General features: G+C 40.1%; 17 protein-coding genes. 15 read left to right on the top strand and 2 right to left on the bottom strand.

The genetic code is table 11. From position 1 onward, the window contains the following. The first annotated feature begins 2 nt into the window (after positions 1-2). The 12 genes from JMX48_RS10295 to JMX48_RS10240 all read left to right on the top strand — a co-directional run bounded on the left by JMX48_RS10295 (position 3) and on the right by JMX48_RS10240 (position 14,416). On the top strand, positions 3-1,085 hold the full coding sequence (locus JMX48_RS10295) for an acyl-CoA dehydrogenase (protein WP_227687981.1): 1,083 nt from the start codon (positions 3-5) through the stop codon (positions 1,083-1,085). Continuing rightward, the gene (locus tag JMX48_RS10290) at positions 1,073-1,942 is read left to right on the top strand and encodes a PIG-L deacetylase family protein (RefSeq protein ID WP_201537437.1); all 870 of its coding nucleotides are present in this window, start codon (positions 1,073-1,075) and stop codon (positions 1,940-1,942) included. Before JMX48_RS10295 ends, JMX48_RS10290 begins: the two co-directional genes overlap by 13 nt. Continuing rightward, on the top strand, positions 1,926-2,723 hold the full coding sequence (locus JMX48_RS10285) for a class I SAM-dependent DNA methyltransferase (RefSeq protein ID WP_201537435.1): 798 nt from the start codon (positions 1,926-1,928) through the stop codon (positions 2,721-2,723). Before JMX48_RS10290 ends, JMX48_RS10285 begins: the two co-directional genes overlap by 17 nt. 40 nt (positions 2,724-2,763) lie before the next feature. After that, on the top strand, positions 2,764-3,438 hold the full coding sequence (locus JMX48_RS10280; protein ID WP_201537433.1) for a glycosyltransferase: 675 nt from the start codon (positions 2,764-2,766) through the stop codon (positions 3,436-3,438). Positions 3,439-3,909: 471 nt separating this feature from the next. Further along, positions 3,910-5,166, top strand: a complete 1,257-nt coding sequence (locus JMX48_RS10275; protein ID WP_201537431.1) for a YeeE/YedE family protein — start codon at positions 3,910-3,912, stop codon at positions 5,164-5,166. Positions 5,167-6,057: 891 nt separating this feature from the next. Next, on the top strand, positions 6,058-8,238 hold the full coding sequence (locus JMX48_RS10270) for a TonB-dependent receptor (RefSeq protein WP_201537429.1): 2,181 nt from the start codon (positions 6,058-6,060) through the stop codon (positions 8,236-8,238). A 113-nt stretch (positions 8,239-8,351) separates the two neighbouring features. Further along, a complete protein-coding gene (locus tag JMX48_RS10265) occupies positions 8,352-9,365 on the top strand; it encodes an ABC transporter substrate-binding protein (RefSeq protein ID WP_227687980.1) in 1,014 nt (337 codons plus the stop codon). Then, complete coding sequence (locus JMX48_RS10260; protein ID WP_201537427.1) at positions 9,362-10,381, top strand: FecCD family ABC transporter permease; 1,020 nt, start codon at positions 9,362-9,364, stop codon at positions 10,379-10,381. The genes JMX48_RS10265 and JMX48_RS10260 overlap by 4 nt, the downstream gene beginning before the upstream one ends. Continuing rightward, positions 10,374-11,411, top strand: a complete 1,038-nt coding sequence (locus JMX48_RS10255) for a FecCD family ABC transporter permease (RefSeq protein ID WP_201537425.1) — start codon at positions 10,374-10,376, stop codon at positions 11,409-11,411. Before JMX48_RS10260 ends, JMX48_RS10255 begins: the two co-directional genes overlap by 8 nt. A gap of 19 nt (positions 11,412-11,430) precedes the next feature. Continuing rightward, a complete protein-coding gene (locus JMX48_RS10250) occupies positions 11,431-12,273 on the top strand; it encodes an ABC transporter ATP-binding protein (protein ID WP_201537423.1) in 843 nt (280 codons plus the stop codon). After that, positions 12,270-13,067: an IucA/IucC family C-terminal-domain containing protein gene (locus tag JMX48_RS10245; protein ID WP_201537421.1), complete on the top strand. Its 798-nt coding sequence runs from the start codon at positions 12,270-12,272 to the stop codon at positions 13,065-13,067. Before JMX48_RS10250 ends, JMX48_RS10245 begins: the two co-directional genes overlap by 4 nt. Positions 13,068-13,294: 227 nt before the next feature. Next, positions 13,295-14,416, top strand: a complete 1,122-nt coding sequence (locus JMX48_RS10240) for a Fic family protein (protein ID WP_201537419.1) — start codon at positions 13,295-13,297, stop codon at positions 14,414-14,416. Between the two features lie 275 nt (positions 14,417-14,691). On the opposite strand, the gene JMX48_RS10235 is transcribed toward JMX48_RS10240, so the two are convergent. Together JMX48_RS10235 and JMX48_RS10230 are read right to left on the bottom strand one after the other, a co-directional pair. Beyond that, on the bottom strand, positions 14,692-15,228 hold the full coding sequence (locus tag JMX48_RS10235; protein ID WP_201537417.1) for a GNAT family N-acetyltransferase: 537 nt from the start codon (positions 15,226-15,228) through the stop codon (positions 14,692-14,694). A gap of 68 nt (positions 15,229-15,296) precedes the next feature. Next, the gene (locus tag JMX48_RS10230; protein WP_201537415.1) at positions 15,297-15,677 is read right to left on the bottom strand and encodes a hypothetical protein; all 381 of its coding nucleotides are present in this window, start codon (positions 15,675-15,677) and stop codon (positions 15,297-15,299) included. 337 nt (positions 15,678-16,014) lie between these two features. Here JMX48_RS10230 and JMX48_RS10225 point away from each other — a divergent pair, with 337 nt between their 5' ends. From JMX48_RS10225 to JMX48_RS10215, 3 genes are all read left to right on the top strand, one after another. Further along, on the top strand, positions 16,015-16,518 hold the full coding sequence (locus JMX48_RS10225) for a GNAT family N-acetyltransferase (RefSeq protein WP_201537413.1): 504 nt from the start codon (positions 16,015-16,017) through the stop codon (positions 16,516-16,518). A gap of 88 nt (positions 16,519-16,606) precedes the next feature. Continuing rightward, positions 16,607-17,104 (top strand): GNAT family N-acetyltransferase, encoded by a 498-nt coding sequence (locus tag JMX48_RS10220; RefSeq protein ID WP_201537411.1) that lies wholly within the window; start codon positions 16,607-16,609, stop codon positions 17,102-17,104. Between the two features lie 258 nt (positions 17,105-17,362). Then, positions 17,363-17,623 (top strand): hypothetical protein, encoded by a 261-nt coding sequence (locus tag JMX48_RS10215; protein ID WP_227687979.1) that lies wholly within the window; start codon positions 17,363-17,365, stop codon positions 17,621-17,623. Positions 17,624-17,661 lie beyond the last annotated feature (38 nt).

Here is a 17,661-nt window from a genome sequence, read left to right as displayed (position 1 = left end):
TCATGCTAGCGTCAGAGAAAAAAAATCCTTTATTGTCAGAAATTAAAACCAGTATAGAAAAGATTATAGGTGCTGATAATCAAGCTATTAGGACGCTTGGCTTAACTGATACATTACGTCATGATATTTTAAAAACCTTAATTAGCTATAGCAAGAAAATCCCGCATCCTGCGAGTAAAACTACCAGTGTAAATGGTGCAATCTCAGGCACATTAATCCGTTGGCAGATTTTGGCGTATGTAGCAGGGGTGGATTTAACAATTGCAAAATGGTTTGAGTCGCATTTGGATGCGCTAAGCATTTTATATGAGCTGGGCTATGCTAAAGCGAATCAAGGGTTATGGGCTGTTTGGGCAGCAGAAGGTAATCCTATAAGTTATGAGCAAGGAAAAGTCAGCGGTACCAAAGCGTGGTGTTCAGGGGCCAATATGGTTAATCATGGGCTCATGACGTATCGTAATGCCGATGGTCACGCGCAATTGCTTGTCGTAGATATGCACCAATCTGGTATTGAGATTGATAATGAGGAATGGCAGGCGGTAGGGATGCAAGCCACTGATACGGCCACGGTAGAGTTCCATGAAGTAATAGCTGATCAAGTTGGGACAGCCAATTCTTATCTAGAACGGGTAGGGTTTTGGCATGGAGCGGCAGGGGTTGCCGCTTGTTGGTTTGGGGCAACGGCTGACCTAGCAGAGTATTTAATTAGCGCCTATCAGCAAAAACCAAACGATTATAAAGCCATGTATTTGGGTCAAATTAGTACGGCATTGGCAGTCACTCAGCAGTATTTTCATTATGTTGCTGATTTAATCGATAGTCAGCCACAGCTCAGTCACGAACTTGCCATACGCCAGTTAAGATCACAAGTTGAAAAAGTCGCTCGCCAAGTAATGGAAATTATTGGGCAAGCATTAGGAGCAGCGCCATTTTGTCGCAATGCCCATTTTGCAAGGCTCACAGCCGATCTGCCCGTGTTTATCCGCCAAAGTCATGGCGCTTTTGATTTACAGAAAATCGGCGAGCTAACTAGCGTTTTAGCCAATAATTTAACAGACAGGCAGGGCAATATATGGCAAATTTAATATCTGACGAAGCTATAAGAATTATAAACAAAGATGACGCCATCAAGCATGCTGCTACCTTTGAAAGTTATGAAGGACACCATCCAATCGTTGGTGACCGTGTTATTGAAGGCGATGGCACCAATCAAGATACTTGGAAAAATTGGTCAGGACTGCAAGAGCTACCTCGATTTGATATGGCAAAAAACTTTGCCCCGCATCAACGAGTCTGTATCTTTGCCCCGCATCCTGATGATGAAATACTAGGCTGTGGCGGCCTGTTGCAACAATTGGTGGTAAATGGCAATCCTATCGTTCTTATTCATGTGACCAACGGCACACAAAGTCATCCAAACTCGCAAGTTTATTCTCAAGAAAAGCTCAATATTATCCGACCCCAAGAAAGTGTTAAAGCGTTGGAGGTATTGAGTATCGCTCATCAGGTCACAACGATTGCTTTAAACTTAATAGATGGCAGTGTCTTTACCCAACAAGATCAGTTTCACCAGAAATTATCTACCATTATTCAACCTGACGATATTTTAATAACGACCTTTATGCGCGATGGACATCCTGACCATGAAGCAACTGGGCAGGTGGTCGCCTCATTTGCCAAGCAGCATCATTTGGCCTGTTATCAAGTGTTGATTTGGGCGTGGCATTGGGCAAAACCTGCCGATAGCCGTATCCCTTGGCACTGTGCCATGAGAGTTGATTTAACAGCCGAGCAATTACAGTGTAAAATAGAGGCCATTACCTGCTTTGAAAGTCAAATCACTGCGGATGACAGCACGGGCAAGCCGCCAATTTTATCTGCGCAAACGATTGCTAGAAGTAGCCAACCTTGGGAGGTTTATTTATATGAGTCACATCTCTAAAACTAAGCCATCAATGGATAACAGTAACTTAGTCGATAGTTTAGAGTATTCTAAAACTGTCTCGGCTGACGATACTGCTACTAGCAACCAATCAGATGCTTATTCAGAATCGTACTTTGACGCATTATATAATGACAATACCGATCCATGGCAGTATCAAACTCGTTGGTATGAAAAACGAAAACGTGATATGTGTCTAGCGATACTGCCGCAATCTCAATATGACAATGCCATTGAACTAGGCTGTGGTAACGGTGTGCTTAGTGAGTTATTGGCTCAGCGTTGTCAGGCTTTGGTCAGTATTGATGGCAATCATCAGGCAGTGAAACTTGCCAAAGAGCGCTTAGCAGAGTTACCTCATGTTAAGGTGATACAAGGGGTGATTCCCAATAGATTATTGACTCTAAAAGATGCCGTTATAGAGGCTTATCCTTTATTAAATGAGACGTCTACTATGCAAGAACCCTTTGATTTAATTGTCATTAGTGAGATTTTATATTATTTGTCACCCAATGATATTGATATGGTTATCGCTTGGACGCAGCAGAACCTTGCTATAGGCGGTACATTATTGTGCTGTCATTGGTGCTATGCTATTGAGGGTTTTGCTATGACAGGTGAGACCGTGCATCAGCGCTTACGCCTTGCTTTTAACCTCACAAATAATGAGAAGCATCAGGTCGAATTCAATCATCAAAGCCAAATGGTAGACAGCGATTTCTTATTAGACGTTTGGCAACGTTCCCAAAGATCGGTAGCTATGCAAGAAAACTTGGTATGACAAAGTGTAGCAATCAGCAAAATAGGACAGGGTAGGAGATATGAGAATCTGTATTGTAATTCCTGCTCATAACGAGGCGATGACTATCGCTAAGTGTTTGGCATCAGTGCAGACCGCTATCGATCAATTACCTTCAACGATTAAGGCGTACCCGCTGGTGGTACTCGATGGTTGTACTGATGACACGCAGACATTGGTTAAGGCCACAGGCGTCGATTATCTATGCTGTGATTATGAATGTGTGGGACAAGTTAGAGACATGGGCATTCGGCATGCAATCGCCAATGGGGCAACATGGCTTGCCTGTACAGACGCCGATTCATTTGTGGCTGTGGATTGGTTGATACAGCAAATTGAACATATTATGCACCAGCGGACTGATATGATTTGCGGTGTGGTGGATATTGATAGTTGGGCACATTTGACACCGCAAACGCGAGAGGATTATATGACTCATTATCAAGATAGGATGGGACATTGTCATATTCATGGGGCCAATTTAAGTTTTAGCAGTGAGGCTTATCTGGCTGTTGGTGGCTTTGCTCATCTACCTTGTCATGAAGATGTGGATTTGGTCAAAAGATTTGAAGCCCAAAGCTATGCCATTACTTGGAGCAATCGTGTCCGTGTGATGACCAGTAGTCGGTTGCAAGCCCGAGCAAAAGAGGGTTTTGCCGCTTTTTTAACGAATTTGGAAAAAAATAATACACCTTAAAATATAAAATTATACTTCCCTATTATCGAGTGTAGATATACCTCAATAATAGGAATTGTGAGTCATGTCGAATAAGCCTACTAAATTAGATGACCACTACAATATGAACGTTTTCAGTTTTATTATAGATTGAATAGAGCATTTATGCCTGATGGTATGAGCACTTGAAAGTCTTCAATGTATTCTTTTATCTCCAATTCACTGCCCACTCCCGATTCATCTCAATTGAAAAAAGATTATGATATAGCGATTATTGATTGATCATTCAATACACCTAAAACACTTGTCTTGATGACAATTGTTTGGGTTCTAAAAGTATTTTTTATTGCGATTACTGATACTTACGATTACTGAGATTGAGTGTATTCTAAGAGTTGCTGTCACTAATAAGCGCAACAAATCCGATTAAATACTTCAAAATATTATATAAATTGATTCCAACAAAATGTATTGGGAAAGGACATTGTTATAGTGGCTATTACTAAAGTTCAACCTGTGAACGATACAAAAGGCCCCATTATAAGTGATGGTTTGGCGCTAGATGCACCGCAAAAAATACTGATAGTAGGAGGTTGTATTGCGGGATTTTTGCTACTGATTTACTTATTGGATACTCAGTATATTTCTCAATCGTTGCTGCTTGGTATTGGCTTGCTATTAGGTTATACCCTGTTCCATGCCCGTTTCGGTTTCACTTCTGCTTTTAGACGTATGATGTCAGTGGGCAATGGGCAAGCTATGCGCTCGCACATGCTGATGCTCGCTGTCGCTGTCACGTTGTTTGCACCCATTCTTGCCTATGGCCTTACATTTTTTGGAGGGCCTGTTGCAGGCTATGTATCGCCAGTAGGTGTAAGCCTGATAGTGGGATCATTCATATTTGGAATCGGTATGCAACTTGGGGGCGGCTGTGCTTCTGGTACGCTATATGCATTAGGTGGCGGGCGTTCTGTTATGTTCGTGACTTTTATTTTCTTTATAATCGGAGCGACAATTGGTGCTTATCATTTGCCGTTTTGGACAGAAGAGATGCCAGCTTTTGAGCCTTACTCACTTGCCACTTCTACTGGTCTTGGCTACAGTGGCGCTTGGGTCTTGTCTCTTACCCTTTTTGGATTGATTGCGTGGGTAACGTTAGTTGTGGAAAAGAAAACAAACGCACCAAAAATGGCACCTATGCCTTCAGCTAGAGGTTGGAAGCGCATTTTTCGTGGTTCTTGGCCACTATTTGCCGCAGCGATTGTCTTAGCTGTACTTAATGCCTTAACTTTGATGACACGGGGTCAGCCATGGGGTATTACTTCTGCATTCACGTTATGGGGCTCTAAAATTGCTAACGTTCTAGGAGTGGATGTAGCTAGTTGGGGCTACTGGCAAGGGCCTAATGCAGCGTTGCTTGATGCCTCAATTTTTGCAGACTCAACTACGGTATTGAATATTGGTATAATCATTGGTGCGTTTATAGCCTCAGCTGCTGGTGGTCTATTCAAATTCACACAATTTACAGCAGGGAATTTCGCCGCCTCAGTTATTGGCGGATTGATGATGGGATATGGCGCACGACTTGCGTTTGGCTGTAATATTGGTGCTTATTTTGGCGGCATTGCATCGTTCAGTTTGCATGGCTATGTCTGGGGGATTGTTGCAATGGCAGGAACTTTTTTGGCTTTATACTTGCGACCATTATTCGGACTTTCAGTTCCAAAATCTAATGATTCTGTCTGCTAATGAAAGTTATTACTCATCATCAGGCTGAAATAATTAAATTTAGAAAGGCTCATAACTTGTTATGGGCCTTTTTTATGTTCTGAGTCATGCCTTCGCCTTTATTATACAAGCATACTAGACTGTATTGAGCATTAGCATTAGCATTACTTTGATTTGACCCCTGACGTCAAATTCGTAGACATCAACTTGTGAGGTTGTCACTTTAGTAAACTCAGATTAACTAGAAAAAAAGGATACGCTCGTTTTTTCTTCATAAGCAAACTCTACCATGTAAGGTAGATCGACCATCAATCTATAATATGACGTTATCCTTACGTGCTTTAATTTTATTAGCTTTCAATTATTATGTAATCAAAAATCCACTACATAAATTAGCGTAGGGTAAAATTCAACACGCAGTTAGGAACTACGTTCTTATAGCCTTTTTGCGTTCACTCTAACGTCGATTACGCCAAAAATAATGCATTCATCGTAAAAAAATTATTTCAGATTATCATTCAAGCTAGCTTTCTGTCTTAGCATCCTTGTACGTCATTTCTGATAAATGAAGTCGAGAATTATTGACAATTAAAATGATAATGATTACTATTATCATCATAATTTTCATATTCATTTGCGACACGTTGTAAAAACCCCTCTGTTTTTATAGCGTGTCGCAAATGAATGTATCCGATCCAAAATCGATAAGCAATTGAATTCAATAACTGGCATCAGGATTTTAATTAATATGCTCAGAGCTAGAGTGAGTTTTCTTGATTTGCGCTATCATCTTTCGTTTTGAATTCTATAATTCAGGGTCACTACATTCTACCTACTGGTAATGCAAATCCCCGGTTCACTAATCTCTAGTAAACATAATTTAACGGCAGCAGTTCAACCTTAGGAATAGCAATGAGCGGTTTTAATCAAAAAGAACAGTTATTTTATGTGTTAAAAGATAGAAGATTTTTATTATTGCTGATGCCTTTACTTTTAACGCCAGCTGCTTATGCCGAAAATATAGTGATGACTGAAACCAATCCAAAACCAGAAGCCTTGCCTGAAACAATGCTAGATACCATTATCGTAACGGCGTCCCGTTCAAACATAGAACAAGAAAAATCACCTCAAACCGTACAAATCATTGAGCAAAAGGAAATTGAGCAGCAGCTACAAATTTCTTCGAATTCATCTGATGTTCTGAGCAATTTATTACCTTCTTATACACCAAGTAGAGGAAAAATGAATGGCAGTGGTGAAACACTAAGAGGTCGCACGCCTTTAATTATGATAGATGGTGTGCCACAGTCAAATCCTTTACGACCAACAGGAAGAGAGGTTCACTCTATCGATTATTCAATGGTAGAGAGAATTGAAGTCGTCCAAGGTGCGAATGCGACCAATGGTATGGGTGCCACAGGTGGTGTGATCAATATCATCACAAAGAAACCAAAGTCCGGTAAAGCCAATCAACATTTTGGTATTCAAGCGACGATACCTACTGACACGGTCAATTCAGATACACTCAGCTATAAGACCAATTATGGTGTGAATGGTGTCCAAGGAGACGTTGATTATTTACTGTCTTTATCTTATGAAGACCAAGGAAAGTATTTAGATGGGGCAGGGCAGCAAATCGGTGTTGATAATACACAAGGCGATTTGATGGACTCTCGAATGTATGATGTCCTAGTAAAAATGGGTTATCAAATTGATGATGATCAATATGTTCAAGCCAGTATAAATCGCTACGAGATAAAAAATAAAAACAATTACACCAGCGTAGCAGGTAACAGAGAAGTAGGCATTCCGACTACCTCTATTCGCCAAAAACCTCCAGGTGATACACCTTACAATGACGTATGGACGTCGAGTATACGATATGAAAATGCAGATATCGCTGGTATGAAGCTGGATGCGATGGTGTTTAATCAAGAGTTTGAAGGTCTATTTGGAGCGACCAATTCGGCAACTTTCCAGGACCCTAATCTTGCGCCAGAAGGTGAGCTGTATGATCAATCACGTACCAAAGCCTCAAAAATTGGTAGCAAAATCAGCTTAACCAAAGATGACTTAGTGCAGGGACGTTTGAAAGTAACCGGTGGTTTGGATACGCTCTATGATAAAGGCAAGCAAGATCTCTATGGCACTGGTAGAACTTATGTGCCTTTGTCTACCTATACCAGTTATTCGCCATTTCTCCAAACTGAAATTGCCGCCACAGATAAGCTCACCCTTCATGGCGGCGTCAGAAGAGAGATTGGTACGTTAGAAACAGATGATTATAGAACACTGCCGCGCTATAACAATGTGCTGGTCAAAGGTGGTGAGCTAGATTTTGAAGAAAATTTATATAATGCAGGTATTGTCTATTCTCCCATAAAAGATATGGCCCTTTTTGCCAATTATAGTGAAGGCTATTCCATACCTGATATTGGTAGAGCCTTGCGCGCCATTAATACCCCAGGTTTAAGTGTAGACAACCTAAACCAGCTCAAGCCGATTTTGACTGAAAATATAGAGTTGGGTACTCGCATGAAGATCGATAATACTAATTTAGATTTGAGTGTTTTTCAGTCAAGCTCAGACTTTGGCGATCGCTCTCGTTTTGATAAAGAGACAGGTGCTTTTTTGATGGCTAGAGAAAAAACTCGTATCCGTGGTTATGAAACGAGCATCTCGCAAAGTCTTGATGATCATAAGCTAAAATTGTCTTATGCACATACCGATGGTAAATATGATACTGATGAGAATGGCTCACTTGATGGTCGAATAGGTGGACTAGACATCGCACCGAATCGCTTGATTGCTTCATGGGGCGCGAAATGGACTGATAAAATAAATTCATATCTACAAGTCAATCATGCTTTTGACCGTAATTTTGATGGTCAAGATTTGGATTTTGATGGCTATACACTGTTAGATGCCACAGTCTCATATAAATTACCTAAAGGAGTTGCCAATCTCGCAGTGTCAAATCTTTTGGATAAAGAATACATCACTTATTATTCACAAAGTGCGCTTGATGATGATGACCGCTATTTTGCAGGTCAAGGTCGTACCGTGACCGTTGGTTATTCGGTAGATTTTTAGTCCATCTATTTTAAAAAAATATTATAGCGTAATATTTTTCGTACTCGTCTTTATATTGAACGGTTTATAGATAGAATTAGAGAGAAAGTGGTGTGGCTATAAAATGCTTGGTAATGAAAGATGATAGGATGCTGTTCTTCAATAAAAAAAATAAGTTTAAAGTAATACGCTTTGTATACTTTGCCGTTTTTACTTTAAGTTTATGGTTGTTTGCCGCAGTATCCGTTCACGCGTCTGCTGACACCAATAGCCGCACAGTTAAACATGCGCTTGGTGAAACGGTTATTCATGGACAGCCAAAGAGAGTGGTGAGTCTGTTCCAAGGTGCAACGGATACATTGGTGGCACTGGGCGTCGAGCCAGTTGGCGTAGTAGAGTCTTGGGCGCAAAAACCCATGTATTCGTACCTACGCCCAAGACTAAAAAATGTCACTTATGTGGGGCTAGAGACCCAACCAAGTCTAGAGGATATTGCGTTATTAAAGCCTGACTTAATTATTGCATCGAGATATAGGAATGAAAAAATTTATGGGATTTTATCGCAAATCGCACCTACGATAGCGCTAGAAGAGGTTTATGATTTTCGTCAGACATTAAAAACAACAGGTAAGGCGCTTGGTAGAGAACATAAAGCCAACCAGCTACTTGCTGATTGGCAAAAACGTATTATTGACACACGTCATAATTTACAAGCACATTTTGGCAAAGCGTGGCCACAAAAAATATCTTTATTAGATTTTCGGTCCGATCATGTACGCTTGTATACTGCCAATAGCTTTTCGGGTGCTATATTATCGGATTTAGGATTCAAGTGGCCAAAAGTTGTTGCAGACAAACAGTGGTCGCTACAAAAGTTAGTGAGTAAAGAAAGCATTCCTCTTATTGATGCAGATATGTACTTTGTGCTGATGAAAGATGATCCTTCGGTTAAGAAAAACTATCAATCATGGTCACAGCATTTATTGTGGCAGCAAACGCAGGCAGCTAAAACCAATCATATTTATAGAGTTGATAATATTTATTGGAGCTTAGCAGGCGGTATCATCAGTGCAAATCATATGCTTGATGAAGTGGATAGTATTTTTCATCCACCATATCAACGCCCTTATCAAGGTAAGCCTCAATGATTCCTTGGTGGCAAAGTACCCAAAAACCCTTTTTAATCTTAGTCCTTGGCATCGTACTGTTACTCATAAGTTTTGTCTTGAGCTTATGTATTGGCTCTACTTTTATATCGCCAAGCACTGCGATTCAAGCATTACTCAATCCTGACTTATTAAATATAGATCACATACTAGTAACGACGACGCGACTATCGCGAAGTGTGATTGCAGTGGTCGTCGGCGGTTGTCTTGCCGTAGCTGGCTGCCTGATGCAAGCATTGACGCGCAATCCTTTAGCTTCTCCTAGCATATTTGGTATTAATGCGGGTGCGACGTTCAGTATTGTTGCTTTTTCGATAATTTTTCAATTAGATTCGATGCAGCAGTATGTATGGGTGGCTTTACTGGGTGCATTTGTCGCGGGCGCTATGGTTTATATCATAGGAACGATGGGCAAAGGCCGATTTAACCCGATTAGAATTGTATTAGCTGGTGCGGCCATTACCGCACTTTTTGGATCATTCACGCAAGCACTACTAGTGATTGACCAAGAGGGTTTGGACAGTATTTTATTTTGGTTAGCAGGTTCGGTAGCGAATCGTCAACTGAGCATGCTTGGTACATTGTTGCCCTATATTGGTGTCGCGCTGATAGGGGCTTTTTTACTTGCAAAACCAATCAATATCTTAATGGCTGGTGACGAAGTGTCCAAAGGATTGGGGCAGAGGACGGCGGTGGTTCAAATGACCATGGGGCTAGCAATCACTGTGCTGGCAGGTTGTGCGGTCGCGATGGCGGGAAATATTGTCTTTGTTGGCTTGATCGTCCCGCACATTGTTCGAAAGCTGATGTCCACTTCTATTTCTCATGAATGGTTGATTCCGGGTTGTATGGTGTTTGGTGCGTCTTTACTATTGATCGCTGATATTGTTGCTAGAGTGATTATTTTTCCTCAAGAGATTCCTATAGGTGTGATGACGGCATTCCTTGGTGCACCACTATTTATCTACTTGATTCGCCGAGGCATGCGTCATGGTTGATACTTATTCATTACGAATTGGCGCTTTTTCTCGCATCATCAATACTCGTACAGTCATCATCGTAGTCGGGCTTATTTTTTTAACCGTCGCTCATTTATTATTGTCATTATGCATCGGCAAGATTCCGCTGTCGTTATGGCAAGTCATTGGCGTATTCGATGAGTTGGGAGTCACGGATAAAAGCGGTATTGGCTTTATTGTCGATACGCTCAGGTTCCCTCGCATCGTTATGGCAGCACTGGTCGGTATCGCATTATCCTTGTCTGGACTAATTTTACAAACCATAGTTCGAAATCCTTTAGCTTCTCCTGATATCTTGGGAGTCACTACTGGAGCATCAGCGTCCGCCATCTTTTTTATGTCTTTTTTGGCGCCTATTATGAGCATGCAACTACTGCCTGTATTTGCCATGATTGGGGCTTGGTTTACCGCTTTTCTCATTTACTTGCTCGCATGGCAGCGTGGCATAACGCCCATGCGTTTAATTTTGATTGGTATTGCTCTGTCTGCTGTGATGGGATCAATCACGACATTGTTGCTCGTACTGAGTCCACTCACATCCTCTTTGTCTGCCTATGTTTGGTTGACGGGTAGCGTTTACGGCACCATTTGGCAAGATGTTCAGTATTTTACAATGTGGTTACTGGGACTGTTACCCTTATTGATGATGGCATCACGCTGCATCAGTTTGCATGAGCTTGAGGATAGCATTATGATTGGTTTAGGTCTGAGGCCTGAGCGCGAGAGAATGTTATTGCTGCTTTTAGCCGTGGCTTTTGCCGCAATCGCGGTTGCTTATGCAGGTGCGATTGCTTTTGTTGGTCTTATTGCCCCTCATATTGCAAAAAATCTTGTCGCTCGTACTTTTGCTGGTTTAGCGATAACCAGCTCTTTAGTTGGTGCCAATTTGGTTATGCTAGCTGATCTGATTGGACGAACTGCTTTTTTACCATTGGACTTACCAGCAGGCGTTTTTGTAGCAGTAATGGGAACTCCTTTTTTCATTTACCTCTTAATTAAAAATAAATAACCTCGTAAAGGAGATAGGTATGAACCCATTACAAGGTCAGTCATTGACGTTGGGCTATAGTCAACAAGCGATCATTGAGCAATTAGATATCGATATTCCTAAAGGAAAAATTACCGTTTTTGTGGGCAGTAATGGTTGTGGTAAAAGCACGTTATTGAAAGCGTTTGCTCGGCTTATTAATCCCAAACAAGGTCAAGTCATCTTAAATGGGGCTGATATTCAGCAACGCTCAACGTCACAAGTTGCACGAGAGCTGTCTATTCTCCCACAATCGCCGCAAGCACCTGAATCGATGAGCGTCTATCAATTGGTTCGTATGGGACGTTATCCACATCAAAACTGGCTAAAACAGTGGTCAGAAACGGATGAAGAAAAAGTTATGGAAGCGTTAGAACGTGCCAGCTTAATGGAGTTAAAAGATCGTTTGGTAGATTCTCTGTCTGGTGGACAAAGACAAAGAGCATGGATAGCCATGACATTGGCGCAGGATACAGACGTTATATTATTGGATGAACCAACTACCTATCTAGATCTTGCTCACCAAATAGATGTTCTAGATTTACTTTATGATCTCAATCGCGAACAGAACAAAACGATTGTAATGGTATTGCATGATTTGAATTTGGCCTGTCGTTATGCGCATTTTATGGTGGCGATTGCCGATAAAAAAGTATTTGCTCAAGGCGAACCTGCTGATATTTTAGATGCTCATAACGTTAGGCATATTTTTGGTTTGGATTGTCATATCGCCGCTGATCCAATATTTGGTACACCCATGTGTATTCCTTTTGGCAAAGGAAACAAACGCTCATCTCTGGATACAAGTGGCGAGATAAATGAGCAAAAAAGTGCATTACAATGACTCCTTATTTTTCTAGTCATTCTGATCAATGGCAGGTCCTATGTGATTCTTTTGGCTTGGTAGATGCTGAACAGAGGAGTCCTGACACCTCTATTTGGCTACCTCAACTGTTAGATCATGAACAGTGTGAAAAATTATTATATCAACTCACGCCACTTATCAATTCACCCTCGCTCAAAGTCACCGCCTCATTATTAAGTAAACGTTATGCTTATTTAGCCACGGCAGCAAGCTTGTATGCCATGACGGTCTACGATGTAGGAATCGATATGTCGGCACAAAATTGCTTTTTAGACTACAGCTATAAGGAGGACTTATGGCAGTCAAAAATGCCCATCAGTAATTATCTCGTTAACCGCCCTACAGATAGTGCTGATAGAGTGGTATGGCGAAAAAAGGTCGTCAGTAATATTTTTGCCAATAATCTTGCCTTGTTATGGCAAGTATTGGTGGATGTAACAACAGTTCATCCGCGTATCTTATGGGAGAACACAGCGGTTCGTGTGTATTCGTTATATGAGAAAAAAATCACTACCACATGCCCGATAATGAAAGAAAAAATCGAAGAAGACTATGCGTATTTAATAAAAGAAGCCATGCCTGAGGTATTTGGAATAGATCACAATCCATTAAGACGCTACGATTATAAAAAAATAAAACTGACTGAGGATAGTGGCTTAATCCGTTTAAGAAAAAGTTGCTGCTTTTATTATAAAGCCACTCAGCCTATGGAGTATTGTAGCAACTGTCCATTACTGGTAGTCAAAAATAAAAAAATAAAAAGGCGGTTTTAGATAGATAAAATAATCTAGGGCGTTTTCTCAATTTAAAAATAATAATAAAAGGAAATAACTTATCGTTAAACGATTGAAACAATGCATTCATCGTAAAACACTTATTTCAGATTATTGTTCAAGTTAGCTTCCTACTTTTAAAATCCTTACACATTGTCTTTATTACTTATTCCCTGCATAATATAAGGAGATTAATAATTTAATCTCTGCATATATCTGAGGAAAATATGAGGCATATTACCTATATTCATGAACATCCAGACTGGACTGAGTGGCAATGGTCGGACAAAAAACTATTACCATTGGTTAGTCGCGTGCGGATATTACAAGGCCGTTTGCTTGGTAAACTGCTAACGCTAGGTTTTGATCTAAATGTTGAGGCACAATTAGATGCGGTGACTTTAGAGATTGTTAAAACTTCAGAGATTGAAGGTGAGTCACTAAATAATGAACAAGTGCGCTCCTCAGTTGCGCGGCATTTAGGGTTAGATAATGCAAGTATGCCAACGACTACTCGTGAGATCGACGCAGTGGTAGAAATGATGCTAAGTGCCACCTATTATTATCAGCAGCCCCTATTGTTGGACGATTTACTTGGATGGCATCGAGCATTATTTCCAGATGGGTATAGTGGACTTTATCGAATTCAAGCAGGCAGTATTCGTGATGATAGTAAAGGGCCTATGCAAGTGGTCTCTGGTGGTTATGGTCGTGAGCAGGTTCATTTTGTTGCACCTAGTGCCAATAGGCTATCAGATGAGTTAGAAAAATTTCTATCGTGGTTTAACATTTCACCAAATGAGCAAGATAATATAGATTTGGTCATAAAAGCAGGTATTGCCCATTTATGGTTTGTGACTTTGCATCCGTTTGATGATGGCAATGGACGATTGACTCGTGCCATTACTGAGAGGGTGTTGGCGAAAAGCGATGATAGCGCTCAACGTTTTTATAGTATGTCAGCACAGATTCTTAAACAGCGTAATGACTATTACAAAATACTGGAGCGCACGCAAAAAGGTGATAGGGATATCACGGATTGGTTAGTTTGGTTTTTACAAACGCTAGAACAAGCACTTATTGCAGCTCAAACGACCACGGATAAAATCATCAATAAAGCAAGTTTTTGGCAGACCCATCGACAGCATGCTTTGAACACTAGGCAGGTAAAGATGTTGAATACTTTACTGACTAATTTTTATGGCAAGCTGACTACTAAAAAATGGGCAGTTATGACTAAGTGTTCTATAGACACGGCACTAAGAGATATTAATGATCTGATAGAGAAGGGGATGATGCAAAAATCTGAGGCTTCAGGACGTAGTACAAGTTATGAGTTGGCCTTGTGATGCGTAATGCAATAAACGAGCTAGTTCGGCGGTATATTTTAATTGGTTATATTATATCGGTCTACTAATAGGTTTGAAGGGTGAAATAATTGGTTCCCTTGGGGTATACCTAAATAAGAATGCCTTAAACGATCCTTTTCTATCTAAAGTCATTTGTCATGACGTTTGTTAAGAGATTATGTTAGATGCGCTATATAGGCATTGAACTAGCATATGTTTCTCAGAACATCGAATCTCTGATAATTCTAGGGTTGGTCACTTAAAGCTAATAGTACTTATTCAGAGGTAACAGCCTGCCACCTAGATTTATCAATAGACATATTAATAGTCGTCCACTGCTTACCATCAACCATTACATGTTGATTTATTAGTAGGTTTTCGACAAATCCAACTTGCCCATAGCATTTGATAGCCCCCATATTCCAATCGTATACATTCAAGTGCACGTATTCACACGCCATATCATCGAAAGATTTTTTCAATAATAGTCGTATGATTTCTTTACCTAAACCTTTACCACGCATATCAGGATGACCAATTAGCACTCTACATAACTTGGCCGTCTTATTATCCTCACGGTAAATCTCTGCCATCCCTATAATTTGTGTGTTTAGCAATCCATTATCATAACTTTCTGTGAAAATAACCTTAAATGAATACCTTCGACTATCGTTTAAATATTCTTTTATTTGCTCTTTATCAATAGGGTGTTGAAAAATACCACCGCTAAATTGAATCAATTCATGTTCATTACTAATCCAGCTATTCAAAAAATTATAGTCATCAGCTATAAATGGTTCTAAATATATCATTACCAATCCTTATTTTAATTCACACTTCATCATATTCGCAAAACACTGAAGTAAGGGTAGACACTTCTTTATACACAGATTTTGCTAACTGTAATTTCGTTTTCGTACCTACCAGTAGGTCCGTAACCACCTTCAGAGCCGATCACTCCGACCACGCAAGTTTCAAACAACTTATAATAGTTGTCTTGACCAATTTTATTTGAGCCTTCCATCAAAAGTTGTTTGGGATCTGCCACATAGTAGACCTTGCCATTCGCATCCAGCTCATGTACCTCAAAGCTTCTCTTAAAGATTCCACGCACTTCTACTGCTTCTGGAATTTGCTTTGCTATGGCTTCTGATGGGTTTTCTTTCACCTCATTAACGCTGTTAGACTCTTTATTGCTGCAACCTATACTCATAAATATAAGTGTCGCAAATCCTGCGACTGCCAATCTGAGGTTAGACATTTAACTTTTCCTCTAAAAGATATCAATAAATTAGACTTCATATAAAGCAAGGTCAAAAAGCTGGTTATAAATATAAACACAATTATTTTTTTAATGGATTATTATCGACTAAATTGAGCAGTTCTACAATGAAGTTGATGTTCTTTAATTGAAAAGTCCTACTAAGATACTAAGCGTTTATTATCTTAGTAGGAACTTGAATCTTTATGATAAGTTGCTGCTAATTAGGCTAAATTAAGGGTTTAATATTTAGGACGTCGATAGCAAAAATAATGCTCGCCTCACTACCAACGTTGACACCAATCAACATACTAATTCGTCTGTAAGGATAAGTAGAATGAAAATTGACATACGTCATGCCGAGCCAGAAGATGCAGAAGCGTTGCAAGCCATTTATACCGATGAGGCTCTATATGCAAATACTTTGCAGTTACCTATGCCATCAAAGACCCTATGGCGCAAGCGACTGGCGGATATACCTGACAATATTCATGTATTAGTGGCTGAAGTTGAGGGTAAAGTGGTGGGGAATCTGGGGCTTGAGATCATGGTATCAAAGCGTCGACGCCATGTAGCAAGCTTTGGAGTCAGCGTAAAATCTGCGTTACAAGGCAAGGGTGTAGGCCGAGCGCTTATAACCGCAGCGCTGGATTTGGCTGATAATTGGCTGGACATAAGACGTATTGAGATTACTGCTTACACCGATAACAACGGAGGCATTGGTTTATATAAAAGCTTGGGCTTTGTGATAGAAGGTGAAATGGTGGATTATGCTTATCGCAACGGCGAGTATGTCAACGCCTATCAGATGGCAAGAATTCGAAAAACTAAAAATGGATGATGCTAATAAAGCTTATCTCAAAGGTGGCTTGCTTAAGTATTATGCCTAATATGCGAAAAGTCACCAATATTTAACCATGGAGTGCCACATGTTTTTTACACGTAAGGCAAACCTGAACGATGTATCAGATATTGCTCATATACACTTTGAAAGTTGGAATGCTACCTATTCGAACCTTTTACCCGAAACGTATAGAGACAAAGAAAATAACTTATCTCAAAAAATGGAAATGTGGGAAAAGGTATTACCCAGCTCTGGTGTGAATACATGGATAGCATATGATGCTAAGAATACTACTGTAGGATTTATTTCTTACTTTAAGAAAGATCACGAGTGTGAAATAACCACTCTGTATCTTCTACCGCAATATCAAAATTTAGGGATAGGTACTAAGTTAATGAACGCAGCCCTAATTGGTGCTTCTCAATGTAATAGCTGCTCTAGTCTATCTTTATGGGTTTTACAAACCAATCTATCTGCGATTAGTTTCTATGAAAAATTTGGTTTTAAGTCTGACGGCCAATGTGATGAAGAGTTATACGAGGACACCAAAATAGTAGATATCAGAATGGTAAAAGCACTCTGATATCTATTATTTTGAGTAGTGTCGATTCAATATAATTTGGATACAAGGAAACCAAGTGCAAGCTATACATTAGTATGGTTAGCGAGGTTGAGACCGTATCTGATTTATATAGGATTGACTATAACTCAAAAAACCCTGAAAGTTAATCAGCAGATCATACGTCAGCAAGAAGCCATTATTTGCTAGATTCATGAGTTTCTATTTTAAGGAATATCAAAAATCTTAATCTATAAAATTATCTCAAACAAGCATCTGCGTATGGCACTACTATTTTTGCTGATTCAGCAAGTCATTGTAGCGTCATCAACATATTTTATTGCTCGCCTTGCACAAAGTTTGACCGAGGATAGTATTTCAGTTTTGTATATGGTGCTATTTGCCTTCTCTTTAGTGGTGGTTTATGTGCCTGCGTATTTCTGTGTCACCAATACGGAGCGTGCTAAGTACGATGCTCATAAACTATACAACGATACTGACCCCTTGAACCGCCCCGGGATTGTCGGAGACTCAACATTCTGAGAGAATACGACAATGAAAAAACAAACCTACACTCCTGA

This window comes from Psychrobacter immobilis, from assembly GCF_904846225.1.
GTDB classification, from domain to species: Bacteria; Pseudomonadota; Gammaproteobacteria; order Pseudomonadales; family Moraxellaceae; genus Psychrobacter; species Psychrobacter immobilis_F.
Note: the sequence above shows the minus strand (reverse complement) of the source record. Positions and strands in the feature narration are given on the sequence as shown.

Bases quoted from the DNA above. Each gene is read 5' to 3' on its own strand.
- JMX48_RS10235 (WP_201537417.1), bottom strand. From the start codon at position 15,228: ATGATATATTTAGAACCATTTATAGCTGATGACTATAATTTTTTGAAT.
- JMX48_RS10250 (WP_201537423.1), top strand. From the start codon at position 11,431: ATGAACCCATTACAAGGTCAGTCATTGACGTTGGGCTATAGTCAACAA.
- JMX48_RS10245 (WP_201537421.1), top strand. From the start codon at position 12,270: ATGACTCCTTATTTTTCTAGTCATTCTGATCAATGGCAGGTCCTATGT.
- JMX48_RS10225 (WP_201537413.1), top strand. From the start codon at position 16,015: ATGAAAATTGACATACGTCATGCCGAGCCAGAAGATGCAGAAGCGTTG.
- JMX48_RS10230 (WP_201537415.1), bottom strand. From the start codon at position 15,677: ATGTCTAACCTCAGATTGGCAGTCGCAGGATTTGCGACACTTATATTT.
- JMX48_RS10295 (WP_227687981.1), top strand. From the start codon at position 3: ATGCTAGCGTCAGAGAAAAAAAATCCTTTATTGTCAGAAATTAAAACC.
- JMX48_RS10215 (WP_227687979.1), top strand. From the start codon at position 17,363: ATGGCACTACTATTTTTGCTGATTCAGCAAGTCATTGTAGCGTCATCA.
- JMX48_RS10290 (WP_201537437.1), top strand. From the start codon at position 1,073: ATGGCAAATTTAATATCTGACGAAGCTATAAGAATTATAAACAAAGAT.
- JMX48_RS10260 (WP_201537427.1), top strand. From the start codon at position 9,362: ATGATTCCTTGGTGGCAAAGTACCCAAAAACCCTTTTTAATCTTAGTC.
- JMX48_RS10240 (WP_201537419.1), top strand. From the start codon at position 13,295: ATGAGGCATATTACCTATATTCATGAACATCCAGACTGGACTGAGTGG.
- JMX48_RS10270 (WP_201537429.1), top strand. From the start codon at position 6,058: ATGAGCGGTTTTAATCAAAAAGAACAGTTATTTTATGTGTTAAAAGAT.
- JMX48_RS10265 (WP_227687980.1), top strand. From the start codon at position 8,352: ATGAAAGATGATAGGATGCTGTTCTTCAATAAAAAAAATAAGTTTAAA.
- JMX48_RS10280 (WP_201537433.1), top strand. From the start codon at position 2,764: ATGAGAATCTGTATTGTAATTCCTGCTCATAACGAGGCGATGACTATC.
- JMX48_RS10220 (WP_201537411.1), top strand. From the start codon at position 16,607: ATGTTTTTTACACGTAAGGCAAACCTGAACGATGTATCAGATATTGCT.
- JMX48_RS10285 (WP_201537435.1), top strand. From the start codon at position 1,926: ATGAGTCACATCTCTAAAACTAAGCCATCAATGGATAACAGTAACTTA.
- JMX48_RS10255 (WP_201537425.1), top strand. From the start codon at position 10,374: ATGGTTGATACTTATTCATTACGAATTGGCGCTTTTTCTCGCATCATC.